Origin of the sequence: Pantoea sp. EKM103V (assembly GCF_011800365.1) — a bacterium.
Classification (GTDB): domain Bacteria; phylum Pseudomonadota; class Gammaproteobacteria; order Enterobacterales; family Enterobacteriaceae; genus Pantoea; species Pantoea anthophila.
The window spans coordinates 297,825-324,480 of record NZ_JAALFQ010000004.1 but is presented as its reverse complement, the minus strand read 5'-3'; the positions used below and the strand labels follow the sequence as shown (position 1 = coordinate 324,480).

Genomic DNA, 26,656 nt, shown 5'->3' with positions numbered 1-26,656 from the left:
CGCCGATGGTAGTGTGGGGCCTCCCCATGCGAGAGTAGGGAACTGCCAGGCATTATACAAGTGAAGAAGCCCCGCACCGACGTGCGGGGCTTTTTTACGTCTACTGTTTGCCAGTTTAAGCTGAAACATTTTCATTTTCTGCATGAAACCTCGACAACTCCCCCCAATCAGGCTAATGTTGGGCATCCAGATGTCTAAACGTTTATACGGTTGTATGAGGTGAGCAGGTTATGCCAATCAGGGTTCCCGACGAATTACCGGCAGTAAATTTTTTGCGTGATGAAAATGTCTTTGTTATGACATCATCGCGCGCCAGTGTTCAGGAGATCCGTCCGCTTAAAGTGCTGGTTCTGAATCTGATGCCGAAGAAGATCGAAACGGAGAATCAGTTTCTGCGTCTGCTGTCCAACTCACCCTTACAGATCGATATTCAGCTGCTGCGTATCGACAGCCGTGAGTCGCGCAACACCCCCAGCGAGCACCTCAACAACTTCTACTGCAATTTCGAAGATATTCAGCACGACAACTACGATGGCTTAATCGTGACAGGTGCGCCGCTCGGACTGGTTGATTTTAACGATGTCGCTTACTGGCCACAGATTCAGCGCGTGCTGCACTGGGCAAATGAGCATGTTACCTCGACCCTGTTTGTCTGCTGGGCAGTGCAGGCTGCGCTGAATATTCTCTATGGTATTCCGAAACAAACCCGACAGAACAAACTGTCTGGCGTCTATGAGCATCAGATACTGCATCCGCACGCGTTACTGACCCGGGGTTTTGATGATAATTTCCTGGCTCCGCACTCACGCTATGCTGATTTTCCTACCCAGCTGATCACGGATTACACCGATCTTGAGCTGTTTGCTGAATCGGAACAAACCGGTGCGTATCTGATGGCGAGCAGGGACAAGCGACTGGTCTTTGTTACCGGTCACCCGGAGTATGATGCCCTGACCCTGGCCGGTGAGTATCATCGCGATTATGAAGCGGGCGTGAAACCGGAGATTCCGTATAACTATTTCCCGCAGAATAATCCGGCGATGCCACCGCGCGCCACCTGGCGCAGCCACGGCAATCTGCTGTTTTCGAACTGGCTCAACTACTACGTCTATCAGATCACGCCGTTCGATCTGCGTCACATGAATCCGACGCTGGAATAGTCCCGCTTAATCTTCAACTGAACCGTGTTAGCCGATGGCAGCACGGTTTTTTTTCGCCTGTGAAAAGCCAGATGAAAAGCATTCCTTTAAAAGATGAAACTTTAATCCGTTCTTAAACAGAGAGATATCGCCGTTTAAATGCAAAAATGGAAATAGTTTTTGATTTAAGAAAATAAATGCTTATGCTCTGGATCTGTAGCTCACAAAACAAACAGCGAGTGGATCCGCTGCATTCGATCTTTTGAATACAGGAGAGCGCCAGCATGACAGATTCCGTGATCAGCCATACCCTGACCTTCAGCCAGCCCCTGAACCAGGGAGCAGAGAGCCTGTTTACCCCTGAAGCCATCTCGTTTTTAGCGGCTCTGGTGACACGCTTTGCGCCGCAACGCGAAGCACTGTTACTCGACCGTCAGCGGCGACAACAACGCTATGACCAGGGCACGCTGCCAGACTTCGATATGGAAACCGCTTCCATAAGAGAAAGTGAATGGCATATTCGATCCATTCCGGCCGATTTAGCGGATCGCCGTGTGGAGATCACCGGGCCGCCCGCTCGGAAGATGGTGATCAACGCGCTGAATGCTGACGTGAACGTCTTTATGGCTGACTTTGAGGATTCGCTTTCCCCGGCGTGGTCAAAACTGATTGACGGTCAGCTCACGCTGCGCGAGGCGGTGCAGGGAACGCTGAGTTACACCAGCGACAAGGGAAAAATCTATCAGTTAAACGCCCATCCGGCGGTGCTGATGTGCCGGGTGCGCGGTCTGCATCTGTCAGAAAAACATGTCAGCTGGCAGGGTAAGGCGATTCCGGGCGGCCTGTTCGATTTCGCTCTCTACTTTTTCCACAACGTTCGCGCTTTACTGGCGAAAGGCAGCGGCCCTTACTTCTATCTGCCGAAAACCGAAAGCTGGCAGGAGGTCGCCTGGTGGCGTGAGATCTTTCGTTTCAGCGAGGATCAGTTCGATCTGCCGCGCGGAACGATCAAAGCGACGGTGCTGATCGAGACCCTGCCTGCGGTCTTCCAGATGGATGAGATCCTGTGGAATCTGCGCGATCATATCGTCGGCCTGAACTGCGGTCGCTGGGATTACATCTTCAGCTATATCAAAACCCTGCAACAGCATCCGGATAGGATATTGCCGGATCGCCAGTCGGTGACCATGTCGCAGCCATTCCTGGATGCCTATTCGCGACTGCTGATTAAAACCTGTCATCGCCGGGGGGCATTTGCGATGGGGGGCATGTCGGCCCTCATTCCCCACAAAGATCCGGCGCGCAATGCCTGGGTATTGCAACGCGTAACGGAAGATAAGCAGCGTGAGGCGGGCAATGGGCACGACGGCACCTGGATAGCGCATCCTGGCCTGGCAGAGAGTGCGATGGCCGTCTTCAATGCCGCTCTCGGCGACCGGCCCAATCAGCTGCATGTCATGCGTGAAGCGGACGCCCCGATCACGGCAGAGCAGTTACTTGCGCCCTGTGAAGGGCAACGCACCGAGGCGGGTATGCGTGCCAACATTCGCGTCGCGCTGCAATACCTTGAGGCCTGGATTAGCGGTAACGGCTGTGTGCCGATTGATGGACTGATGGAGGATGCCGCCACGGCGGAGATTGCGCGCACCTCTATCTGGCAGTGGATTCGCCACCAGCAAATCCTGGACAGCGGCCAGCCGGTCACCGCTGAACTGTTTCTGCGCTGGCTGAACGAAGAGCTGCATCTGCTGCAAAACACGCTGGGTGAATCCCGTTTCAGCGGCGGTCGCTACCACGACGCGGCGCAGCTGATGGCGCAGATCACCACCGAACGCGAACTGGTTTCCTTTCTTACCCTGCCAGGCTACCGCCTGATCCCCTGAACAGAGGAGCTATTGCCATGACACGCACTCAACTAATCGAGCAACTTGAACAGGATTGGCAGACCGCACGCTGGCAGGGGATTACCCGCCCGTACAGCGCAGCAGAGGTGGTTAATCTGCGCGGCTCATTACAACCCGCCTGTACGCTGGCGGAGCGCGGTGCAGAGAAACTCTGGGCACTGCTGAACGGCAAGGCAAAGAAGGGCTACATCAACAGTCTGGGCGCGCTGAGCGGCGGTCAGGCCCTTCAGCAGGCGAAAGCGGGCATTGAAGCGATCTATCTCTCTGGCTGGCAGGTGGCGGCAGATGCCAACGTTGCCGGGCAGATGTATCCCGATCAGTCGCTCTATCCGGTCAACTCAGTGCCGGAGGTCGTGACGCGCATCAATCAGACCTTTCAGCGTGCCGATCAGATTCAGTGGTCCTCGGGTATCGAAGCGGGTGACAGCCGGTACACCGATTTCTTTCTGCCGATTGTTGCCGATGCGGAAGCGGGTTTTGGCGGCGTGCTGAACGCATTCGAACTGATGAAGGCGATGATTCAGGCGGGTGCCGCGGCGGTTCACTTCGAGGATCAGCTGGCTGCGGTGAAAAAATGCGGCCATATGGGCGGTAAGGTGCTGGTGCCGACTCAGGAGGCGATTCAGAAACTGGTGGCAGCCCGGCTGGCCGCCGATGTGATGGGGGTGCCCACCCTGCTGCTGGCCCGCACCGATGCCGATGCCGCTGACCTGATCACTTCAGACTGCGATGAATACGACCGTCCCTTTATCCGGGGCGACCGGACGGCAGAAGGGTTCTTTCGCACCCATGCGGGGATAGAGCAGGCGATCAGTCGCGGTCTGGCCTATGCACCCTATGCTGACATCCTGTGGTGTGAAACCTCGACGCCGGACCTGGCGATGGCGCAGCGCTTTGCCGACGCTATCCATGCGCGCTTTCCCGGCAAACTGCTGGCCTACAACTGTTCGCCGTCGTTCAACTGGAAGAAAAATCTCGACGACAGCACCATCGCTACGTTTCAGCAGTCGCTCAGCGACATGGGTTATCGCTTCCAGTTCATCACGCTGGCAGGCATCCACAGCATGTGGTTCAACATGTTTGATCTGGCCCATGCCTATGCTCAGGGCGAAGGGATGCGTCACTATGTTGAAAAGGTTCAGCAACCTGAGTTTGCGGCGCGCGATCGCGGTTACAGCTTCTCGTCGCATCAGCAGGAGGTGGGCACCGGCTATTTCGATCAGGTCACCACCACCATTCAGGGCGGTAAATCGTCGGTCACGGCGCTGACCGGTTCGACCGAAGAGCATCAGTTCTGACGCGCTTTCCTGACGGATCTCCCGCCCGCATGCTGCGGGCGGGCCTTAGCCGGAGCTGATTATGCCGCCACGTGAATCTTTAATCGCCCACACGATTCTGCAGGGGTCAGATGCGCAGTATGGCCGCTTTCTGGATATCACCGCCGGGGCGCAGCAGCGGTTTGAACAGGCGGAGTGGCAGGCGGTGCAGCACGCCATGAAGGCTCGCATCCACCTCTACGACCATCATGTCTCTCTGGTTGCTGACCAGCTGCGGGTGCTGAACGGCGCGGCAGACTGGGATCAGGTATTCTGGCTGCGGATCAAGGAACACTATCAGAGCCTGCTTCCCGGCTACCTGCGGCATGAGATTGCCGAAAGCTTTTTTAACTCCGTCTACTGCCGGTTACATGGCCATGCCGATCTGCAGCCGGAGCGCCTGTTTATCTTCAGCTCTCAATCCCAGGCTACGCCGGTCACCCCTTTGCGGCCCCTGTCGCGACGTTATCTGCCGGACAGAGGCTGGCGGGCCGTGGTGGATCAGGCTCTGGCCGATTTACCGCTGACCCTGCCGTGGCAGCATCGCGCCCGGGATGTCGGCTGGATTGTCCGTCACCTGACGTCGCACTTTGCCGGTCTGGATCAGGGCTGGCTTGAGGTCAGCAGTGAGCTTTTTTATCGCAACAAAACCGCGTGGCTGGTGGCGCGCCTGCATCTGCCGGACGGCATCGCTCCCTGTCTGCTGCCGATTCAGCGCACTGATGCCGGCGAACTCTGGATAGACACCTGTCTCACCGATGTGAATGACGCCAGCATTGTCTTTGGGTTCGCCCGCGCCTGTTTCATGGTCTATGCCCCGGTGCCTGCTGCGCTGGTCGCCTGGCTGCAACCGATTCTGCCGGGCAAAACCCTGGCGGAACGGTACAGGGCGATTGGCTGCCAGAAACATGGCAAAACGGAAAGCTACCGTGAATATCTTCAGGCGCTGGCAGAGAGTGATGCGGCCTTTGAGATCGCGCCTGGCGTGCGCGGCATGGTGATGCTGGTTTTCACGCTGCCGGGGTTTGATCGGGTGTTTAAGGTCATTAAGGATCGCTTCGCGCCACAGAAAGAGGTGACGGAAGCGCAGGTGCGCGCCTGTTATCAGCAGGTCAAAGAGCATGATCGCGTGGGACGTATGGCCGATACGCAGGAGTTTGAGCAGTTTGCGCTGCCGCTGGCGCGCTTCTCACCGGCGCTGCTGGCTGAGCTGAACGCCTGTGCGGCAGAAAAAGTGGAGATCCAGGGCGACCGTCTGATTATTCGTCATCTGTGGCTGGAGCGACGGATGCAGCCGCTTAATCTCTATCTGGCGCAGGCCAGCGCGGCAGAGCGGCATCATGCAATCGAAGAGTATGGCAACGCCATCCGGCAGCTGGCGGCCGCCAATATCTTTCCCGGCGATATGCTGTTTAAAAACTTCGGCATCACCCGTCATGGCCGGGTCATTTTTTATGACTACGATGAGATCCGCCCGATGCTCGAACTGAACTTCCGGGAGGTGCCGCGCGCGCGTTATGAGGAAGATGAACTCAGCGCAGAGCCCTGGTACAGCGTCGGACCGGACGATGTGTTTCCGGAGACTTTCCGCTATGCGTTATGCAGCGAAGCCGCGACCGGCGCCTTGCTGCTGCAACTGCATCCGGAGCTTTTTGACCCCGGCTGGTGGCGCGCTCAGCAGCAGCGCATCGCTCAGGGCCATGTGGAAGAGGTGATTGCCTGGCGGCAGACGCAGCGTTTCAGCGTCTGCTACGCGGCAGAAACCGTTAACGACCGCTGTACGCCAGCGTAACCTGTCGCGCCTCGCGGATGACCAGCGCGCCGAGTTCAGTAATGCGGTCATCCGTCATGCGGGCAATCGGGCCGGAGATGGAGAGCGCCGCAAAGGCGTCGCCATGTTCGTCATAGATGGGGGCGGCGACACAGCGCAGACCCAGCGCATGTTCTTCATCGTCAAAGGAAAAGCCCACTTTGCGCACCTGCGCCAGATTCTCCTTCAGGCTCTGCGGCGACATCAGCGTCTTCGCGGTGTAGTAGTGCAAGCCCTTCTGATGCAACAGCGCCGTGACCTGCTCATCGCCCAGATGTGCCAGGAACGCTTTGCCGGCACCGGAGGCGTGCATCGGCAGCTTGCCGCCAATCGGCGCAGACATCCGCATCAGCTGCGTGCACTGCACCTGATCGATGATCACTGCCTGATGATCGCTGAGATCCAGCACCGCCAGATTGACCGTCTCGCCGGACTGCTCCATCAGCCTGCGCAGCACCGGGTGCACCAGCGCCAGCAGGTTACGGCTTTGCAGAAAACTGCTGCCGACCACAAAGGCGTGTGCGCCGATAGTCCACAGACCCAGGTCGCCCACCTGACGGACAAAACCCTGCTGCTGCATGGTGCTGAGCAGGCGATGGGTGGTGGAGTTTGGCAGGCCCGCCTGCTGGGCCAGTTCGGTCAGCGCCACGCTGCCGTGTGAATCGGCAATCAGCTCCAGCAGGGTCAGGCCGCGCGTCAGCGACTGGACCTGACCGCCCGCTGGTGCGGCGACAGGCGTGCTACGGGGTTTTTTGCCGCGCTTAGCGGGAACCGGCGTTGCCATGGGAAACTCCTCTTTTGCATTGTGGAAATCATTTTCGTTTTAATCGTGACGTTTGCAAACGCTGCTTTTCTGGTCAGACCTCTCAGCCCGCGATCGTTATCCGTCCCGGATAAGGTGACTTTGTCGCCAGTTAAGCTTGTGCCAGAATGAAAAACAGGCTTTTTCGCCAGCAGACTGACGTGAGTGGGGCAACGGTGAGCACGAAAATCGACGCGTTATATCAGCAGCTCGCACAACGCATTATGGTGCTGGACGGTGCCATGGGCACCCTGATCCAGCGCTACCGGCTGGAGGAGGCGGATTTTCGCGGCAGCCGCTTCGCAGAGTGGCCCTGCGATCTTAAAGGCAATAACGATCTGCTGGTGCTGAGTCAGCCGGCGGTGATCCGCGAGATCCACGACGCCTATCTGGCCGCAGGCGCTGACATCCTCGAAACCAACACCTTCAATGCCACGTCGATTGCGATGGCAGATTACCGCATGGAAAGCCTCTCGGCAGAAATCAACCGTGAAGCGGCCCGGCTGGCACGATCCTGCGCCGATGCGTGGACGGCGAAAACGCCGGATCGCCCGCGCTTTGTGGCGGGTGTGCTGGGCCCGACTAACCGCACCTGCTCTATCTCGCCCGATGTAAACGATCCCGCCTTCCGCAACGTCACCTTCAGTCAGCTGGTGGACGCGTACCGGGAGTCGACCCGCGCGCTGGTGGAGGGCGGTGTTGACCTCATCATGATTGAAACGGTGTTCGACACGCTGAATGCGAAAGCCGCGGTCTATGCTGTGCAGAGCGAGATGGAGGCGCTGGGCGTGACGCTGCCGCTGATGATCTCCGGGACGATTACCGATGCCTCCGGGCGGACGCTCTCCGGCCAGACCACCGAAGCCTTTTATAACGCTCTGCGTCATGCAGAACCCCTCTCTTTTGGTCTGAACTGTGCGCTCGGCCCGGATGAGCTGCGTCAGTATGTGGCGGAGCTGTCGCGCATCGCTGAGGGCTACGTCAGCGCGCACCCCAACGCGGGTCTGCCCAATGCGTTTGGCGAATATGATCTCGATGCGGAAGTGATGGCCCGGCAGATGGGGGAATGGGCCCGTGCCGGCTTCCTGAATATTATTGGCGGCTGCTGCGGCACGACGCCGCAGCATATTGCCGCCATGGCCGCCGCTGTTGAAGGCGTCGCACCGCGGAAGCCTCCGGCTATTCCGGTGGCCTGTCGTCTCTCCGGTCTGGAGCCGCTTAACATCAGCGCCGAATCACTGTTTGTGAACGTCGGGGAGCGCACCAACGTCACCGGCTCGGCAAAATTTAAAAGACTGATTAAAGAAGAGAAATATCACGAGGCGCTGGACGTCGCGTTGCAGCAGGTGCAGAGCGGCGCGCAGATTATCGACATCAATATGGATGAAGGGATGCTCGACGCTGAAGCGGCGATGGTGCGTTTTCTGAATCTGATTGCGGGCGAACCCGATATCGCCCGCGTGCCGGTGATGATCGACTCTTCGAAATGGGCGGTGATCGAAAAAGGGTTACAGTGCATTCAGGGCAAAGGGATCGTTAACTCGATTTCGATGAAGGAGGGCGAGGCGGCCTTTATCCATCATGCCCGTCAGGTGCGGCGCTACGGCGCTGCCATGGTGGTGATGGCCTTTGATGAAGTGGGGCAGGCGGATACCCGCGCCCGTAAGATCGCGATCTGCCGCCGGGCTTATCAGATCCTCACACAGGAAGTCGGTTTCCCGCCGGAAGATATCATCTTTGACCCCAATATCTTTGCCGTGGCGACCGGCATAGAGGAGCACAACAACTACGCGATGGACTTTATCGGGGCGTGCGAAGATATCCGGCGTGAACTGCCCCATGCGATGATCTCGGGCGGCGTCTCCAACGTCTCATTTTCTTTTCGCGGCAACGAACCGGTTCGCGAAGCGATCCACGCCGTGTTCCTCTATCACGCTATCCGCAACGGCATGGGGATGGGGATCGTGAACGCTGGCCAGCTGGCTATCTATGACGATCTGCCCGCTGAACTGCGTGATGCCGTCGAAGATGTGATCCTCAACCGGCGCGAAGAGGGCACCGAGCGGCTGCTGGCGCTGGCGGAAACGTACCGTGGCGGCAAAAGTGACGGCGCGCAGGAGAAACAGCTGGCGGAGTGGCGCGGCTGGGCGGTAGCTAAGCGGCTGGAATATTCGCTGGTTAAAGGAATAACGGAGTTTATTGAGCAGGATACCGAAGAGGCGCGCCAGCAGGTGTCCCGCCCGATAGAGGTTATTGAAGGGCCGCTGATGGCGGGCATGAATGTGGTCGGCGACCTGTTCGGCGAAGGCAAAATGTTCCTGCCGCAGGTGGTGAAATCGGCACGCGTCATGAAACAGGCGGTAGCGTATCTGGAACCCTTTATCGAGGCCAGTAAAGAGGCCGGGCGCAGCAACGGCAAAATCGTGCTGGCCACGGTGAAAGGGGATGTGCATGACATCGGCAAGAATATTGTTGGCGTGGTGCTGCAGTGCAATAACTACGAAATTATCGACCTGGGCGTTATGGTGCCAGGGGAGAAGATCCTGAAAACCGCGCGGGAAGTCGATGCGGATATCATCGGCTTGTCGGGCCTGATCACGCCGTCGCTGGATGAGATGGTTAACATGGCGAAGGAGATGGAGCGTCAGGGCTTTACGCTGCCGCTGCTGATAGGCGGCGCGACTACCTCAAAGGCGCATACCGCCGTCAAAATCGAGCAGCACTACAGCGGTCCGACGGTTTACGTGCAGAACGCTTCACGCACCGTCGGCGTGGTGTCATCGCTGCTCTCCGACACGCTGAAAGCCGATTTTATTGCCCGGACCCGACGGGAGTATGAAACCGTGCGCATCCAGCACGCACGCAAAAAACCGCGCACGCCGCCGGTGTCGCTGCAGGCCGCGCGCGATAACGCCAGCCTGATCGCATGGGAAAACTACACGCCACCGGTGCCGCATCGCCCCGGCGTCAGTCAGGTTGAGGCCAGTATCGACACGCTGCGCCACTATATCGACTGGACGCCGTTCTTTATGACCTGGTCGCTGGCGGGCAAATATCCCCGCATTCTGGACGATGAGGTGGTGGGTGAAGAGGCACAGCGTCTGTTTGCCGATGCCAGTGCGATGCTCGACAGATTAAGTGAGCAGTCGCTGCTGACACCCCGGGGCATGGTCGGTATTTTCCCGGCTAACCGGGTCGGTGACGATATCCATCTCTATAGCGATGAGCGGCGCGATGAAGTTTTGTGTGTGAGTCATCACTTACGTCAGCAGACAGAGAAAGCCGACTTTGCAAACTACTGCCTGGCCGATTTCGTGGCACCCAAATCAACGGGAAAAGCGGATTATCTTGGCGCTTTCGCGGTGACCGGTGGGCTGGAAGAGGATGCGCTGGCGGCGGCGTATGACCTGCAGCATGACGACTACAACAAGATTATGGTGAAGGCGCTGGCGGACCGTCTGGCGGAGGCGTTTGCCGAATATCTGCATGAGCGGGTGCGTAAGGTGATCTGGGGCTTCGCCCCCAATGAAAATCTCAGCAATGACGAGCTGATTCGCGAGCGTTATCAGGGGATACGACCGGCGCCAGGCTATCCGGCCTGCCCGGATCACACCGAAAAAGCGGCCATCTGGACGCTGCTGGGGGTGGAAGAACAGATCGGCATGACGCTCACCGAATCCTATGCCATGTGGCCGGGCGCCGCCGTCGCTGGCTGGTACTTCAGCCATCCTGACAGTCGATATTTCGCCGTGGCGCAGATCCAGCGTGACCAGGTGGAGGATTATGCGGCCCGCAAAGGCATGTCGGTCAGCGAAGTGGAACGCTGGCTGGCACCGCATCTAGGCTATGACGAGGAGTAAAAAAGCGGGCTGAAGGCCGCTTCAGACAGCTGGAAATTTAAATCCGGGCGAATCTTACTGCAATGAATAAGCTCAATGCGCAGGGAACCCGGTCAGAAGAGGAAAGCGTCCCGCGCCAGGGACGGCGCGGGCCGAGCGGCCAGGGATGGCATTAGCGCCTTTCCGATCTGACCGGGTTTCCTGTGCGTGCACCCGCTTACCGCTGAGCAGGCTCAGGGAGCATACGCCTTGCGCAAAGTCGCCTTAACGCCATCCCTGGCAGGCTCAGCGCGGGCCATCCCTGGCCCGCTATGCTTTGCTTCAGGCGTATGCTCCCATCGCTTTACGTCTGGCCGCCGTCTGAACGAGGCCGCCTCTGCTTAGTTAAAGCGCGCGTCGCGATCGGAGGTCAGATCATACAGCTGGTATTTACGACCCAGCATCTGACCGCCATCGCGCGTCAGCGGCACCCAGTTAACCTGCGCGCGACCGCGTGTTGGCGTCACGGTGAACAGATCCATCGGCACGGAGATATAGAAGCCTTTGGTGAAGTCACCCTCGCCATACTCTTCCGAGGAGACGTTGGTTTTCGTGGCATACACTCCCACCATCACGCCGCTGTCAAAGCGCTTGGACACATCAACCGTCACGCCTTTATCTTTCGCCAGATACTGACCGACGCTGGCTTTCACCAGCACATCCTGCATAAACCACGGACGCCAGTAGCCGGTCAGGTTGCCGGTTGAGGCTTTATAGCGGTTGAACTGCATCATGTTGTCCCAGTCACGCTGCCGGACATAGTTGGCATCGACGCCTACCGCCCAGTTCGCATCGACCGGACGATAGAGCACCTCGCCGCCCACGCCGCCATACATCGTCTCCAGATAACCGCCGTAGACCTGACCATAGAAGCCGTTACCAAGGTGGCCCATATAGTTGGCCTGCAGATCGTTAACGTAGACGTTATTCTCGACGTAGTCGCGGATGTGGGTACGTACGCGCGGCAGCGATGAGTCGGCCGGTGCGCCGTTATAGTTGAACTTATCGTAGTTGTTGGCGAGGTTGCCAAACAGACTGCCTCCCACCAGCAGGTGGTCGGTCAGCCAGTAATCGACGTTACCCATCACGCCGACCTGATACATGTAGAAACTCTCCGGGCCGCCCACTGACTGATTCAGCACCGGTGACAGGCTGTAATTCAGGCGATCTTTGCGGATAAACATCCCCTGCTCAGTAGTGCCCGGATCGACCGGATCTTTGCGCGTCTGCTGCAGCGGCTGCTCATGGCCCAGCGGATAGCCTTGCAGATCATTACGCAGGCTGGCGACCTGCGTTTCCGTGGTGACCTGCGGCATATTGAAGCGCGACTCGGTGACATTGATGGTGTCGATGCCGTCCGGCAGATGATTCATGATGATGCGGTTAGCACGATCGACGCCTTCGCGGGTATCGCGGTATTTGGTCTGCTCACCGGAGACATAGAGCGTATGGCCCTGTGTCTGAATACGCGGGCCATCGAGACCGGCGTTATATTTCAGGTCGGTAAGCTGATTTCCCACCACGGTCGGCTCCAGCAGACGCGGCTGCGGCTGCGGATTGTAGGCGGGCTTCTCGCTGTCGATGTGCGCCTGGCGCAGATCGTTAAAGTTTGTGCGCAGGGTAACACCAAACATAAAGGTGTTGCCGCGTTCATAGCTGGCGTTGATATCCGCCCAGTCGGTCACACGGTAAATCGCCCCGACGTTCAGCTTGCTACGCTGCTCCAGACGGCCAGCAAAGTCATTCTGATAGTCGTTGCCCTCATACTCCATTTTAAGGCGCAGCGGCTGCCAGGGGGTCTGATACTCAATACCGCCAAACAACGCCGTCGGACCGTGGAACATCTGCGAGCCGTTGATGGAACCCGCTTCGCCGACCCGTGGACGCTGACAATAGCTGTCGCTGTAGGAACAGAAGGGGTTCTTCACCGTGCCGCTGTTGCCGAGATAGCCCCAGCCGAGACCGAACGTAAAGTCGAACGGCCCCCAGGCCTTGGTCGCCACCAGATATTCGCTGTCGAACAGGCCCGTGCCGCCGAGATCGCGGGTGCCGACCGCCACTTCCGGCAGCCAGAATCCTTCCTGCCACAGACGCAGTTTCAGGTCGAAGGCTTTATCTTTATAGCTTTGCGTGCCGCTGAATTCAGAGACCGCACTGTACTGGCGGGTACGCACGTCGGTGTAACGCACGGTCGTCTCCAGCCACGGGAAGAGCTGCAGCGATGCGGAGTAGTAGCGATACTGATCGTTGTCGCGGGCATTGAGGCTGAACTCCCCCTCTCTGGCCATGCGCGCGGTCGGCACCTGCATCAGGCCCACGCCGCCAAAATCAGATTGTGAAGGTCCCACCGGCGCAGGCCAGGTGTCAGCCTGCGCCTGACAGGCTGCCGCCACGGAAACAGCCAGCAGGCTGAAGAGATAACGTTTTTTCATCAGTCTGGTATCCGGTGAGTCAGTACGGAGAGGAGGCGATCGTTGAGATCTTCATAGGCGCCTGGCAGGCTCCACGATGAAAAGCCGAGCCAGATAATGCTGCCTGGCTCCACTTCCACATGGCGATGATTCCAGTACGCAACCGGCACCTGCTGCGTGGCACCCGACGGAGCAATCACCGTAACAAAATTGCGTTCTGCCCCGGAAAGTAACGAATGCCCCTCGAGATAGTCACGTACGGATTTTCCCGGTTGCCAGCTCACTTTGCCTGCCCCACTCAGCGCGCCGAGCAGCAGCACGGAATCGGACGGGGTTTGCAACCAGAGGTCATAGCTGCCTTCCAGACGACGGTTGTCTGCCGGATGCAGACGGATCCAGTCCGGGTCGAGCGAGGTAAACTGGCGGCCTGTTACCCTGATCGCACTCAACTGGCGGATCACCTCATCAATGGCCGCCGCCCGGTCGCCACTGCTGTCGGCACGCCACGCGCGCAGCTCGCCCAGCGTCTGCTGATAGTGCTGCTGTGCCACGGCGCTGGCACCGCGCTCGGCAATAAAAGTACGACGCCAGTCCGTGTTCGCCTGCAGCGGAGGAAGCGTCACCAGCTGGGCGAGATCGGCAATCTGGCTCAGTTCAGCCTGACCGCCATTATGCGGTGCGTGGACAATCACCTGCGCCGTCGCCTGCGCGCCTGCGCTGCTGAGCAGGCTCAGCCCGGCCAGCAAAAATGTTATTTTTTTCATGATTTCGCCGGCTTCAGAATAGTGGTGTCTACAGGGAAAGCATCTGCCGCCAGCATCTGATGGGCCTGCACCACATCGCCGCTGCTGTTATCGATCCAGAAGGTGTTTTCCCACGTGCGGTTACTGCTGTCGATGCTCACCTGCTCATGCCAGACGCGGCAGGGAATGCGGTTGCCCGCGAGGGTCAGGACTTCATCGGTGCCGCGCGCAAAGGTGGAGCGCACGGTCGCGCCGCGAACCTTGCCCTGTTCGGTCCACTGCACGATGCGGGTCCAGCCTGCGCCGTTGCTGAGGTGAAGGGGGACAGCCAGCGGGTCCTGCTGCAGATTGCTGACGCTCAGCAGGTTATCCGGTAAGCCCAGGGTTTTTACCAGGCGCCCATGCTGTGTGACCAGCATCGCCTGATCCTGAGTCACCCATTTCTGCTGACCATTCTCGTTGTAGCCCAGCACCACGAAAATACGCGGTCCCTCATTCAGACGGGCATAGAGACTGGCGTAGGGCAGATTGTTGACCTGTTGATCGGTTACGGTGACGTCGTCAGGACCGTTAACCGCGAGCAGCAGGGTCTGTTCAAGACCTTTTTGCGTTTGTGTACAGGCCTGCAGCAGCAGGCAAGCGAGCAGCAGAGGAAGTTGGCGCACTGTGTGTCCCTGATAAGTCATGCCAAAGTAAAAATAACCACACAGACGTGTGGTTATGTTTAAAGGTGCTCTGCCCGTTACGTCTGGCGGCAAAACGGCGGACTGCGTGGCGTCGCTGAAACGTCAGCGTTGCCCGTGAGTCACTGGTCAGCAATCAGACGCGTTTCGGGTTTCCATCAACGAGTTGTGCTCGTCGTGGTTGTGGTTGTTGTACCGGTATTTGCACCGTCACCACCGCCAGAAGCGGCGATCCCGATCCCGACCAGCGCGCCCAGCGCACCGATACCGACAGCGGTCGACGTGCCGGACGAGATTGCTCCCGCCTGCGCGCCAGCTGCGGAACCCGCTTCTTCCGGCGCGGCAAAGGCGCTGGATGAGGCGGCAACGAGGATCAGGGCTGCACCGGCAACCATAGTTTTTTTCATAACAACGTTTCCTGCATTGAGTGAATGAAGGATCTCCGCCTGACGACCCTGGCTATACAGACAAGCTATGACCAGAGCGACAGGCAGTCCCATTGCGGGCGCGTTCATTATAGGGCAACAAAATATCAGAGTTCAGCGCTATAAAAACCAGGGCAGCGGAGGAGGTGATGGCGTGATTTAATCAGTCAGATTGGAGATAACCGCCTTTTATATCGGAATATTTCGGCCTGATGCCAGATATTTCGCTGCGGGTTAAAGAATTGCAAAGCGTAATGTTCTCTTTTATTAATATCTGGTACGGAATAAGAATAATCAGAATTTACTCAGGATTGCTAAAATTAAATAGGATTATGAATCAAGGGTTAACCCAGGGTAACGACACTTTTCAGGTCCATTTTATACTGGGTATTAGCGGGTATGATCCGGCAATGTTCAGAATTGTCTTAGGTGACTTTCGGAATTTTCCCGCGCCAGTGACGGTTTGTATATCCATAAAGCGCCAGACAGGGCGTAAACAGAGACAAAAAAAGGCGGCAAATGTGCCGCCTGATTAATTTAAAGCCGATTAACGCCAGGACTTATAGCGATTAATTAAGGCATTAGTGGAACTGTCATGACTGGTAATCTGTTCATCATTTTCCAGTTCCGGCAGAATGCGGTTCGCCAGTTGCTTCCCTAATTCCACACCCCACTGATCGAAGGTGAAGATATTCAGGATGGCACCCTGAGTGAAGATTTTATGTTCATACAGGGCAATCAGCGCACCCAGGCTGAATGGGGTAATCTCACGCAGCAGGATAGAGTTGGTCGGGCGGTTACCTTCAAAGACTTTGAACGGCACGATATGGGCCACGGACTCTGCAGATTTACCGGCATCCGTAAACTCTTTCTCCACCACGTCGCGTGACTTACCAAAGGCCAGCGCTTCGGTCTGCGCAAAGAAGTTGGAAAGCAGCTTCGGATGGTGGTCGGCGAGGGCGTTATGGCTGATGGCGGGTGCAATAAAGTCGCACGGCACCAGCTTGGTTCCCTGATGGATCAGCTGATAGAACGCATGCTGACCGTTGGTGCCCGGTTCGCCCCAGATAATAGGACCGGTCTGGTAATCCACCGGGTGACCGTCGCGATCCACATACTTGCCGTTTGACTCCATATTTCCCTGCTGGAAATAGGCCGCAAAGCGGTGCATGTACTGGTCATAAGGCAGGATCGCTTCGGTTTCGGCACCAAAGAAGTTGTTGTACCAGATACCAATCAGCGCCAGCAGCACCGGCAGGTTCTGTTCAGCAGGCGTCGAGGCGAAGTGCTGATCCATGGCGTGCGCGCCGCTCAGCAGCTGCTCGAAGTTATCGAAACCGATAGAGAGAATGATCGACAGGCCGATGGCAGACCAGAGCGAATAGCGACCGCCGACCCAGTCCCAGAATTCAAACATGTTGTTGGTGTCGATGCCAAACTCGCCCACCGCTTTGGCGTTGGTGGAGAGCGCCGCAAAGTGTTTCGCCACGTGCTGCTGATCGCCAGCCGTTTTCAGGAACCAGTCACGCGCACTGTGGGCGTTGGTCATGGTTTCCTGCGTGGTAAAGGTCTTCGATGCGACCAGGAACAGGGTGGTTTCCGGGCTGAGTTCTTTCAGCGTTTCGGCGATGTGGGTGCCGTCAACGTTAGAAACAAAGTGCATGTTCAGGTGGTTTTTATACGGGCGCAGCGCCTCAGTCACCATGAACGGGCCGAGGTCGGAGCCGCCGATACCGATGTTTACCACGTCCGTAATCGCTTTACCGGTATAGCCTTTCCACTCGCCGCTGATGATACGTTCGGAGAAGCCTTTCATCTTATCCAGCACCGCATTCACTTCCGGCATCACATCTTTGCCATCCACCAGAATCGGGGTGTTGCTGCGGTTACGCAGCGCGACGTGCAGCACCGCACGATCTTCGGTCCGGTTAATCTTCTCACCCGAGAACATAGACTTAATGGCACCGCTAAGATCGGTCTCTCTCGCCAGAGCCTGTAACTTATCGAGGGTTTCCTGGGTGATGCGGTTTTTGGAGAAATCCACCAGCATCTGATCATCAAAGGTGGCAGAGAATTTGGCAAAACGATCGGCATCCTCAGCAAACAGATCGGCAATTTCCACCGATTTCATCTGCTCAAAATGCTGTTGCAGCGCTTTCCAGGCTGCGGTTTGTGTCGGATTGATATTTTTCATGGCAACACTCTTGTTGATAAAAAGAACCGTCATCCCATCGGGTCACATCGACCCCGTTTAGCGTTTCAGTATGACCACAGTTGTAACTGAAAGGAAAAATTTTGTCAGCGCGCTCCGGGCAGGGGAGCGGAAAGCCCGCATCCTGTCGCCAGCATTCACTGGCGCGAACAGCCGGAGAGGGCAGTGACAACGTCCGACCGAGTGTGACGCGAAAGGCCATACAAAACGTTGTGCCGAATCAGGAATGAATGCAACGGCTGAACCCATTAAGCTTCGCAGAAAAAAGGGCGCGCCGGGCTGAACCCACCCAGCACTCTAGCCGCTGTGGGGCAGGCAGATTTGTTTTCTGATGCGGCGCGCCAGCCATGCTGACATTGACAGCAGGGCCAGAAAAGGCTAAATGTATGCGCCTACTTGCGCACCTGTGCGCAAGCCAGAAGAGGCGCGTCGCCCAGGCAGTGTGTTGGAGGAACCGTATCCGGCGAAAACACATGATGGGGAGCGACGCCGAGGTGGGTCAGCACGCGGTGTGTTGCCTGTCGGCTACAGGGGCTGAATCCTCTGGGTTGTCACCAGAAACGTGCAGTCGACGTTTCGCAAGGTGGGGCGCTTCTGGGTGACTCGTCTACCCGATCTGGTCTGCCCGTTTCTGCTCTTTCCTTGTGCCTGGCTGAAAGAATGTTTCCCGACCCCTTTCTCAATGGCGGGAACAAGATAACCTGACACGAGGTTCTACTACATGTCTCAAACACTGATTGTGGCAAAATTTGGCGGCACCAGCGTCGCTGATTTTGAAGCGATGAATCGCAGCGCTGATGTGGTGCTGCAGGATGCCAGCACCCGTCTGGTGGTGCTTTCCGCCTCGGCGGGCATCACCAATCTGCTGGTTTCGCTGGCTGAAGGCCAGCCCGCTGCCCAGCGTGCCGTTCTGCTCGATGATATCCGCCGTATCCAGTATGCCATTGTGGATCGTCTGCAGCGTCCGGATGTGATCCGTGATGAAATCGATCGGATGATCGACAATATCAGTATGCTCTCCGAAGCCGCTTCGCTGGCCACCTCAAGTGCCCTGACCGATGAACTGGTCAGTCACGGCGAGCTGATGTCCTCCCTGCTGTTTGTTGAAATTCTGCGTGAACGCCAGGTCAATGCGGAGTGGTTTGACGTCCGCAGAGTGCTGCGCACCGACGATCGCTTTGGCCGGGCTGTGCCGGATGTCGACGTGCTGGCAACGCAGGCGACGGAGCAGCTGCAGCCGCGCATCGCGCAGGCGCTGGTTGTGACCCAGGGTTTCATCGGCAGTGAAAGTGAAGGGCGCACCACCACGTTAGGCCGTGGCGGCAGTGATTACACCGCCGCGCTGCTCGGCGAAGCCCTTCACGCGGCGCGCGTGGATATCTGGACCGATGTGCCGGGTATCTACACCACCGATCCGCGCGTGGTGCCGACCGCGAAGCGTATTGATGAAATCACCTTTGAAGAAGCCGCTGAAATGGCGACGTTTGGCGCGAAAGTGCTGCATCCGGCCACGCTGCTGCCCGCCGTACGCCGCGGTATCCCGGTCTTTGTCGGCTCCAGCAAGGATCCGGCCGCGGGAGGAACCCGCGTCTGCAACGAAACCCGCAACCCGCCGCTGTTCCGGGCGCTGGCGTTGCGCCGCAAGCAGACGCTGTTAACGCTGCACAGCCTGAACATGCTGCATACGTTTGGTTTCCTCGCCGAACTGTTCAACATTCTGGCGCGCCACAACGTCTCGGTCGATCTGATCACCACCTCGGAAGTGAGCGTGGCGCTGACGCTCGACACCACCGGCTCCACCTCTACCAGTGCCAGCCTGCTGACCCAGGCGCTGCTGACGGAACTCTCGTCGCTCTGCCGGGTAGAAGTAGAAGAAGATCTGGCGCTGGTGGCGATTATCGGCAACCAGCTCTCTAAAGCCTGCGGCGTTGGCAAAGAGGTGTTTGGTGTACTCGACCCGTTCAACCTGCGCATGATTTGCTACGGTGCCAGCAGCTACAACCTCTGCTTCCTGGTGCCGGGCAACGATGCAGAAAGCGTGGTGCGTACGCTGCACCGCAATCTGTTCGAGTAAGCCTCTCTGTTTTCTCAGGCCGCCTCAGCGCGGCCTGAAAAAGCGTCCGGCCGGGTCACACTGGCCGGTTTTCCCCGCGTTACCTCATCCCGGATAAGTCCCCTCTTTCCAAAGGGTTATTATTCCCTGTTGCCAAATGGCAACCCTTTTATCCCGCCATTTCATGTACTTGCGTTGCGATCCGCCTGCGCAGTTTTATAATCCCGCCGCAAAATCCATTCACCCAATCACAGGAAATATCATGAAAAGGTTAATCGCAGAAGCGCTGGGCACCTTTGTGCTGGTGGCGGGCGGTTGCGGGAGTGCCGTGCTGTCTGCCGCGTTTCCGCAGCTGGGCATTGGTTTTCTGGGCGTGGCGCTGGCGTTCGGGTTGAGCGTGCTGGTCATGGCCTATGCGGTCGGACACATTTCAGGCGGTCATTTTAACCCGGCGGTCACCCTGGGCCTGGTGGCAGGCGGACGTTTTCCCGCGGCGCAGGCTATCCCTTACATCCTCGCGCAGCTGGCGGGTGGCATTGCGGCTGGTGCGGTGCTCTGGCTGATCGCCAGCGGTAGAGGCGAGTTCAGTGCCGCCGCCAGCGGCTTCGCGGCTAACGGTTACGGCGCGCATTCGCCGGGCGGCTTCAGCCTGCAGGCGGGCATGATCAGCGAAGTCGTGATGACCGCCATCTTCCTGATCGTCATCATGGGGGCGACCAGCGAACGTGCACCGAAAGGCTTTGCGCCGATTGCGATTGGCCTGGCGTTAACCCTGATTCATCTGGTGACGATTCCGGTGACCAACACCTCGGTTAACCCGGCTCGCAGCACGGCAGTGGCCCTGTTCCAGGGGGACTGGACACTCTCACAACTGTGGATGTTCTGGCTGATGCCGGTTATCGGTGGTGTGGTGGGTGGTGTGATCTACCGCAGTTTAGAGGATAATGCAGCGTAATTTCGTCGATTTGCAGCGGATCGGCAGCAGTCGATCCGCATTTTCCCGCCCCGCCGCATCTTCGCCTTACGTCGTGATAACGAAATGTTATGATCCCGCCCGCGTCAGCAGTCGTTCCTGTATGGCGTGCTTCAGGGGCAACTCTGCATAAAACACAACACTCTTATAAGGAAGTCTGGCCATGCTCGCCACTTTAACCCGCCTGTTCCCGCTCTGGGCCGTGCTGTTATCTGTCGCCGCGTATTACTCGCCCGGAACGTTTCTTGGCATCGGGCCGTGGGTCACGTATCTGCTGATGCTGATCATGTTTGGCATGGGCGTGACGCTCAATATTGACGATTTTAAACGGGTGCTGACCCGCCCCGCACCCGTAATTGCCGGTACCTTTCTGCACTATCTGGTGATGCCGTTAGCTGCCTGGGCGCTGGCAAAACTGTTCCATATGCCGCCCGATCTCGCTGCGGGGATGATTCTGGTCGGCAGCGTCGCCAGCGGCACTGCCAGCAACGTGATGATCTATCTGGCGAAGGGGGATGTGGCGCTGTCGGTCACGATCTCCTCCGTCTCGGCGCTGGTGGGCGTATTCGCCACGCCGCTGCTGACCCGCTTTTATGTGGACACCCATATTCAGGTGGATGTGGTGGGAATGCTGCTGAGCATCGTGAAAATCGTGGTGATCCCGATTAGCCTCGGGCTGATCATTCATCACAGCATGAACAGCGTGGTTCGCCGGGTCGAGCCTTGGCTGCCTGCGTTTTCAATGATCTGTATTCTGCTGATCATCAGCGCAGTCGTGGCGGGCAGTCAGAGCTTTATCGGATCGGTGGGCCTGATGGTGATCGCCGCTGTGATCCTGCATAACGCCATTGGCCTGCTGGGCGGTTACTGGGGAGGCAAGCTGTTTGGCTTTGATGAGTCAACCTGCCGCACGCTGGCGCTGGAGGTCGGGATGCAGAACTCCGGTCTGGCGGCGACGCTGGGCAAGCTCTACTTCTCGCCGCTGGCGGCCCTGCCGGGCGCGCTGTTCTCGGTGTGGCACAACCTGTCAGGTTCACTGCTGGCGGGCTACTGGTCCGGAAAGCCGATTAAGAAGCCGTAACACCGATAGCGCGCAGAGGTTTCCTCCTCTGCGCGCTTATTCATAATCACGCTCATCGTCGGGCTGTTCCAGCACGGTATAGGCGACGCTGCAGAACAGTGAGTTGAGACGCTTCATGTCACCGAGCAAACCGAGGTGCAGCGAACTGGTCTCAATACTCTGCACGTTCTGCTGATGCAGGCGGTCAACGTGCGCGTGCGAGTAGCGGCGAATCATCAGACGGAAACGATGTTTCGCGCGGCGCAGCCGTTTGGCACTGGTGACATCGTGCGAAAGAAACACCGACAGACTCATTCTGAGGTTGCTAATCAGCAGCTCCTGCAGGCCTTCCAGCTCTTTCAGTCCCTCGGCTGAGAAGGCGCGGCCCGCCGCCAGCGACTTATCCGCCACATCGCCGCTCATCCGTTCAATGATGTCACCGGCCTGCTCCAGATTGAGCGACATCTCAATGATTTCCCCCCAGCGTCGCGAATCCTCTTCCGGCAGATCCTCTTTCGGCATCCGCGCCAGATAGAGTTTGATGGCGGTGTAGAGCACATCGACATCATCATCCAGCCGCCGCACCGTGCGCTCCTCGCGGGATTCCCCATGCATCACCTTATTAAACGCCTCCAGCATCTGCTCCAGCACGTCGCCCATGCGCAGCGCCTCGCGGGCGGCATTCACCAGGGCGAGCGCCGGGGTATCCAGCGCGCTGCGGTCAAGATGCTTCGGTTTCAGCTGCAGAGCGGTGTCCACATCGTCGGCGATGAGACGACGGCAGAGGCGCGCCATCAGGTCAGCAAAGGGCACCATCGCCACGCAGCGAACCAGGTTGTAGAAGACATGGAAGAAGATCACCAGCTCTTCATCGTTCACCGGCAGCTTATCCAGCCATGTCGCCACGATATCGACAAAGGGCAGGATCACCACGCAGCCGATCAGCTTAAACAGCAGGCTGCCGAGCGCCACGCGCTTGCCCGCCGCATTGGAGCCGCTGGCGTTGATCAGGGCCAGCAGGCCGCTGCCCAGGTTGGCACCAATTACCAGACAGAGCGCCACCTTGAAAGAGATCACCCCGGTGGCGGTCAGCGTGGCGGTGATCAGCACTGCAGCCAGGCTGGAATAACTGATAATGGCGAAGACCGCGCCCAGCAGGGCATCGAGCATCACATCGCCGGTCAGGCTGGAGAAGAGTACCTGGACCCCGGCGGCCTGGGTAATCGGGCGGGCGGCTTCAACAATCAGCTGCAGTGCCAGCAGGATCAGACCCAGTCCGATGCTGGCCCGGCCTAGCTGTCCGGCTCGGGTCTGCTTACGGCTGAGAAAGAAGACCACGCCAAAAAAGATAAACAGCGGCGAGAGCCAGGAGAGATCAAACGTCAGGATACGCGCCATGATCGCGGTGCCGACATCCGCCCCCAGGATCACCACCAGCGCGGGGGTCAGGCTGACCAGATTCTGCGCCACAAAGGAGGTGACCAGCAGGGTGGTGGCATTGCTGCTCTGCACCAGCGTGGTCACACCAATGCCCGCCAGAAAGGCCATCGGTTTCTTTTCTATGCTGCGGCTGAGGACGCGGCGCAGATCGGCGCCGTAAACCCGCATGATGCCGGTGCGGACGATATGCGTGCCCCAGACCAGCAGGGCCACAGCGGAGAGTAAATTAAGCAGAGTTAACACGGGGGGTTGCTCCTCCAGAGTCAGGCTTAAAGCACAGACTGCCAGCCTGACGGAGAGAGCAATCTGTGAAAAAGGGATTGCCGTGCTTTGCCTGATTTTTTCCTGTGTTTTAAGCCACCTGGCGCAAAGTCGACATCGCTAATTGTAGACCAATCTGACTGCCAGCGGGATGCAAATCCGCCGCCGATCGGTTAAGCACATCCACCGAAAGTTCCACATCCTGCGCCCGGATACGGTAGCGGATGACGTTGCCCAGCAGGCTGTGGCTGAGGATGACCGCAGGAATGCCCTGGCCCTGCGCCGTGAACTGCATCGATTCCGGACGAATCGCCACCTGGCTGTGAAAAGTCTGGCCGGTCAGCCGCGTCGCCTGCTCAGCGCTGAGCAGGTTGTAGTTACCGATAAACCCGGCGGCAAAGAGGTCAGCCGGCTGGGTGTAGAGCGCTTCGGCATCGCCGTTCTGCACGATTTTACCCCGGTTCATCAGCACAATACGATCGGAGAGCGTCAGCGCCTCCTCCTGATCGTGGGTGACGAAAAGGGTCGTGAGGTTCAGCTCGCGCTGGATGCGGCGGATTTGATCGCGCAGATGGCGACGGATTCGCGCATCCAGCGCCGACAGTGGCTCATCCAGCAGCAGCAGACGCGGACGCGTCACCAGCGAACGCGCCAGAGCCACGCGCTGACACTGCCCGCCCGACAGCTGATGCGGATAACGGCGCGCATAGTCGCTGAGCTCCACCAGCTCCAGCACCTCCGGCACCCGCTGGCGGATCTCTGCGTCGGGCAGCTTCTGCATCTTCAGGCCAAACGCGACGTTTTTCTCTACCGTCATGTTGGGAAAGAGTGCGTAGCTCTGGAACACCATACCGATGGCGCGCTTCTGCGGCGCCAGCGGCACAATATCGTGACCCGCCAGCCGGATTTCGCCGCTGTCGACGCCGGTTAAACCGGCCAGGCAGCGCAGCAGCGTCGATTTACCGCAGCCGCTGGGGCCGAGCAGGGTAACAAACTCACCTTCTGCCGCGCTGAAATCGATCTCCTCGAAAATGGGGGTGGGCCCATAGCGTTTATTCAGCGATCTGACCTCAAGATAACTCATACTCAGCCTCGTTCGGGATTCAGGGCGTTAGCCAGCCAGGTAACCAGCAGCACCACAAAGAAATAGGAGATCACCAGCGCGCTGGTGAAGTGACCGCTGCCGTTGCGCATGTTGTAGAGATAGACCTGCAGGGTTTCATAGCGGTTGCCGACCAGCAGGTTAGCAAAGACAAATTCGCCAATCAGAAAGGAGAAGGAGAGCAGAACCGCAATCAGCATCCCTTTGCGCAGGTTGGGCAGCACCACCCAGAGTGCGGCCTGCCAGGTGCTGGCACCCAGCAACTGCGCGGCGTCGATCAGCTCTTTCAGGTTGATGGCCTGCATATTGTTCGCCAGCGCCCGATAGATAAAGGGCAGCGCGATGGTGAAATAACAGCCAATCAGTATCCACGGTGTGCCGGTCAGCATCAGCGGGGAGGAAGAGTAGAGCTGCAGCAAACCCACTGATGAGACCACCGGCGGCACGGCGAAGGGCATCAGGATCAGAATGTTCATCACCGCATCCAGCCGTGGATAGTAGTAAGCGATTACAAACATGGCAGGCAGCACCAGCAGCAGCGAGAAGAGCAGCGCACCAAAGCAAATCAGCAGGGAATGGCCCAGCGCCGTCAGAAAACGCGGGTCACTCCAGAGCTGGATGAACCACTTCAGGCTATAGCCCTGCGGCAGAATGGTATTACTCCAGTCAGAGGCGATCGCATAGAGCAGCGTGGCCGCCAGCGGCAGGGCCAGCAGGAGAAAAAGTACCCCCACCATTATCCGGTGATACAGGCGCTCAGCAGATGACATGACGGCTCCTTCAGGGCTGTTTCGCGTTGAGATAGCTGCGGCGCACCAGATACTGCTGCACCAGGGTGATCAGCGCCATAATCGCTACCAGCAGCATCGCCAGCGCGCTGCCGGTGTTGGGGTCCAGCGAGATATCTCCGGAGACCAGCGCAGCGATGCGCACCGGCACCACGTTAAAGTTTCCGGTAGTCAGGGCGTAAATGGTGGCGTAAGCCCCCAGCGCGTTCGCCAGCAGGATGACAAAGGTGCCAAGCAGCGCCGGAAACAGAATCGGCAGGGCGATGTGCCACCCGTAGTGCCAGCGGCTGGCCCCCAGCAGAGCCGCTGACTCCTGCCACTCTTTCTTCAGCCCGTCGAACGCCGGGTAGAGCAGCAGCACGCCCAGCGGGATCTGGAACCAGGTGTAGACCAGCACCATGCCGTTGCGCGAAAAGAGCCGGAAGCTCTCAATCAGCCCGTAGTGACGCAGCAGCAGCGTCAGACAGCCGTTCAGCCCCAGCAGGATCACAAAGGCGAAGGCGAGCGGCACACCGGCAAAATTGCTGGTCATGTTGGTAAAGGAGATCAGGAAACGCTGCAGTCGCCCGCCGCCGAGCTGATGCAGGGAATAGCCGGTAACCAGCGCAATCACTAATCCATAGACGCTTGACCAGAGCGAAATATCGAGCGAAAAACGAAACGCCTGCTGATAAAAGGGCGAGGTCAGGATGTCATGATAGTTATCCCAGCCCCACTGGCTGTTCATCTCGCTCCAGAAGCTGTTGATGGCGATCCACAGCAGCGGTGCCAGCTGAAAGGCGACCCAGAACAGGGCAAACGGCAGCAGCAGCAGCAGGGCAAACCCTTTTTTCCTCATCTCTGTGGCTCCGCCAGCAGCCCGCGGCAGACCGGTTTGTCATGCGGCACCTCAAGCAGCTCGCACAGGGTGCCGCACAGATCGGTCTGCTGCGGTGCCAGGTCAGGCTGCAGCGAGAAGGCCCGGCCAAAGACAAACAGCGGCACCGTGGTCTCCTCAGGCAGAATGCCGCCATGGGAGCGATCGTCATTCATACCGTGATCGGCGGTCACCATCACCTGATAGCCCTCGGCCAGCCACAGCGGCATCCACTGCGACAGCAGGCCGTCGGCGATGCGCGCCCGGTTGCGGTACTGCGGTGAGGAGAGCCCCGATTTATGACCGGCGTCGTCGATGTTCATCGGGTGGATCAGCAGGAAGTCGGGATCGTGACGCAGCCGCAGGCTCTCTGCGTCTTCAAACAGATGCGAATCGGGATAGCTGTCGTCAGAGTAAAAATGACCATACTGAATCGGCAGTTCCGGTGCGTCCGTATGACGATCGCGCGCCGGAACAAACGGGGTGCGGTTATAAAGTTCACTCACCCAGTGGTAGGCCGCCGCCGCGGTGGTCAGGCCCGCCGCACGGGCAAAGTGAAAGATGCTGCGCTCGCGACTTAACCGGCTGACGCCATTGTGAATAATGCCGCTTCTGACCGGCGGGACGCCGGTCAGAATGCATTCATAAAGCGGCCGCGACAGCGAGGGCAGTTCACAGGTCAGACGGTAGTAAAAGCCGTTGCCCTGCGAACATTCGGCATGCAGATAACCCATTGCATGTTGTGCGACCTGATTGCTCAGCCCATCCAGCACCACCAGGATAGTCTTCATTTCCTCTCC

General features: G+C 58.3%; 19 protein-coding genes and 1 riboswitch. Of the genes, 8 read left to right on the top strand and 11 right to left on the bottom strand.

The features are described 5' to 3' along the window. Positions 1–230 precede the first annotated feature (230 nt). The 4 genes from metA (at position 231) to aceK (ending at position 6,151) form a co-directional block, all read left to right on the top strand. Positions 231–1,160, top strand: a complete 930-nt coding sequence (metA, locus tag HFD97_RS12315) for a homoserine O-succinyltransferase (RefSeq protein WP_167431880.1) — start codon at positions 231–233, stop codon at positions 1,158–1,160. 263 nt (positions 1,161–1,423) lie between these two features. Further along, positions 1,424–3,022: a malate synthase A gene (gene aceB, locus HFD97_RS12310; RefSeq protein WP_167431881.1), complete on the top strand. Its 1,599-nt coding sequence runs from the start codon at positions 1,424–1,426 to the stop codon at positions 3,020–3,022. Between the two features lie 17 nt (positions 3,023–3,039). Beyond that, positions 3,040–4,341 (top strand): isocitrate lyase, encoded by a 1,302-nt coding sequence (aceA, locus tag HFD97_RS12305; RefSeq protein ID WP_185155354.1) that lies wholly within the window; start codon positions 3,040–3,042, stop codon positions 4,339–4,341. A 61-nt stretch (positions 4,342–4,402) separates the two neighbouring features. Further along, the gene (gene aceK / locus HFD97_RS12300; RefSeq protein ID WP_167431882.1) at positions 4,403–6,151 is read left to right on the top strand and encodes a bifunctional isocitrate dehydrogenase kinase/phosphatase; all 1,749 of its coding nucleotides are present in this window, start codon (positions 4,403–4,405) and stop codon (positions 6,149–6,151) included. Here aceK and iclR read toward each other — a convergent pair. Further along, entirely contained in the window at positions 6,126–6,953 is an 828-nt protein-coding gene (iclR, locus tag HFD97_RS12295) for a glyoxylate bypass operon transcriptional repressor IclR (protein ID WP_167431883.1), read from the bottom strand. The genes aceK and iclR overlap by 26 nt on opposite strands. 194 nt (positions 6,954–7,147) lie before the next feature. On the opposite strand from iclR, the gene metH reads away from it, so the two are divergent. Then, entirely contained in the window at positions 7,148–10,831 is a 3,684-nt protein-coding gene (gene metH, locus HFD97_RS12290) for a methionine synthase (protein ID WP_167431999.1), read from the top strand. Between the two features lie 359 nt (positions 10,832–11,190). Here the strand turns inward: metH and HFD97_RS12285 are convergent, their stop codons facing one another. The 5 genes from HFD97_RS12285 to pgi all read right to left on the bottom strand — a co-directional run bounded on the left by HFD97_RS12285 (position 11,191) and on the right by pgi (position 17,305). Then, positions 11,191–13,281 (bottom strand): YjbH domain-containing protein, encoded by a 2,091-nt coding sequence (locus HFD97_RS12285; protein WP_046100999.1) that lies wholly within the window; start codon positions 13,279–13,281, stop codon positions 11,191–11,193. Then, the gene (locus tag HFD97_RS12280; RefSeq protein ID WP_167431884.1) at positions 13,281–14,024 is read right to left on the bottom strand and encodes a capsule biosynthesis GfcC family protein; all 744 of its coding nucleotides are present in this window, start codon (positions 14,022–14,024) and stop codon (positions 13,281–13,283) included. Before HFD97_RS12280 ends, HFD97_RS12285 begins: the two co-directional genes overlap by 1 nt. Then, positions 14,021–14,668, bottom strand: a complete 648-nt coding sequence (locus HFD97_RS12275) for a YjbF family lipoprotein (protein WP_167431885.1) — start codon at positions 14,666–14,668, stop codon at positions 14,021–14,023. Before HFD97_RS12275 ends, HFD97_RS12280 begins: the two co-directional genes overlap by 4 nt. Positions 14,669–14,844: 176 nt before the next feature. After that, positions 14,845–15,093: an exopolysaccharide production protein YjbE gene (gene yjbE / locus HFD97_RS12270; protein WP_009092634.1), complete on the bottom strand. Its 249-nt coding sequence runs from the start codon at positions 15,091–15,093 to the stop codon at positions 14,845–14,847. 565 nt (positions 15,094–15,658) lie between these two features. Continuing rightward, complete coding sequence (pgi, locus tag HFD97_RS12265; RefSeq protein ID WP_167431886.1) at positions 15,659–17,305, bottom strand: glucose-6-phosphate isomerase; 1,647 nt, start codon at positions 17,303–17,305, stop codon at positions 15,659–15,661. A gap of 429 nt (positions 17,306–17,734) precedes the next feature. Next, positions 17,735–17,925, top strand: a riboswitch (Lysine riboswitch). A gap of 119 nt (positions 17,926–18,044) precedes the next feature. On the opposite strand from pgi, the gene lysC reads away from it, so the two are divergent. The 3 genes from lysC to panS all read left to right on the top strand — a co-directional run bounded on the left by lysC (position 18,045) and on the right by panS (position 21,430). Next, entirely contained in the window at positions 18,045–19,397 is a 1,353-nt protein-coding gene (gene lysC, locus HFD97_RS12260) for a lysine-sensitive aspartokinase 3 (RefSeq protein WP_009092631.1), read from the top strand. A 238-nt stretch (positions 19,398–19,635) separates the two neighbouring features. Next, a complete protein-coding gene (gene aqpZ, locus HFD97_RS12255) occupies positions 19,636–20,331 on the top strand; it encodes an aquaporin Z (RefSeq protein WP_304623143.1) in 696 nt (231 codons plus the stop codon). Positions 20,332–20,512: 181 nt separating this feature from the next. Next, entirely contained in the window at positions 20,513–21,430 is a 918-nt protein-coding gene (panS, locus tag HFD97_RS12250) for a ketopantoate/pantoate/pantothenate transporter PanS (protein ID WP_009092628.1), read from the top strand. A gap of 36 nt (positions 21,431–21,466) precedes the next feature. On the opposite strand, the gene HFD97_RS12245 is transcribed toward panS, so the two are convergent. From HFD97_RS12245 to HFD97_RS12225, 5 genes are all read right to left on the bottom strand, one after another. Then, on the bottom strand, positions 21,467–23,092 hold the full coding sequence (locus HFD97_RS12245) for a Na/Pi cotransporter family protein (protein ID WP_009092626.1): 1,626 nt from the start codon (positions 23,090–23,092) through the stop codon (positions 21,467–21,469). A gap of 109 nt (positions 23,093–23,201) precedes the next feature. Further along, entirely contained in the window at positions 23,202–24,194 is a 993-nt protein-coding gene (locus HFD97_RS12240; protein WP_167431888.1) for an ABC transporter ATP-binding protein, read from the bottom strand. Between the two features lie 2 nt (positions 24,195–24,196). Further along, positions 24,197–24,982: an ABC transporter permease gene (locus tag HFD97_RS12235; protein WP_111208881.1), complete on the bottom strand. Its 786-nt coding sequence runs from the start codon at positions 24,980–24,982 to the stop codon at positions 24,197–24,199. Positions 24,983–24,992: 10 nt separating this feature from the next. Beyond that, positions 24,993–25,838: an ABC transporter permease subunit gene (locus HFD97_RS12230; RefSeq protein ID WP_167431889.1), complete on the bottom strand. Its 846-nt coding sequence runs from the start codon at positions 25,836–25,838 to the stop codon at positions 24,993–24,995. Then, positions 25,835–26,647, bottom strand: coding sequence for an alkaline phosphatase family protein (locus HFD97_RS12225; RefSeq protein ID WP_046101007.1), 813 nt, complete (start codon positions 26,645–26,647; stop codon positions 25,835–25,837). The genes HFD97_RS12230 and HFD97_RS12225 overlap by 4 nt, the downstream gene beginning before the upstream one ends. Between the last annotated feature and the right edge of the window lie 9 nt (positions 26,648–26,656).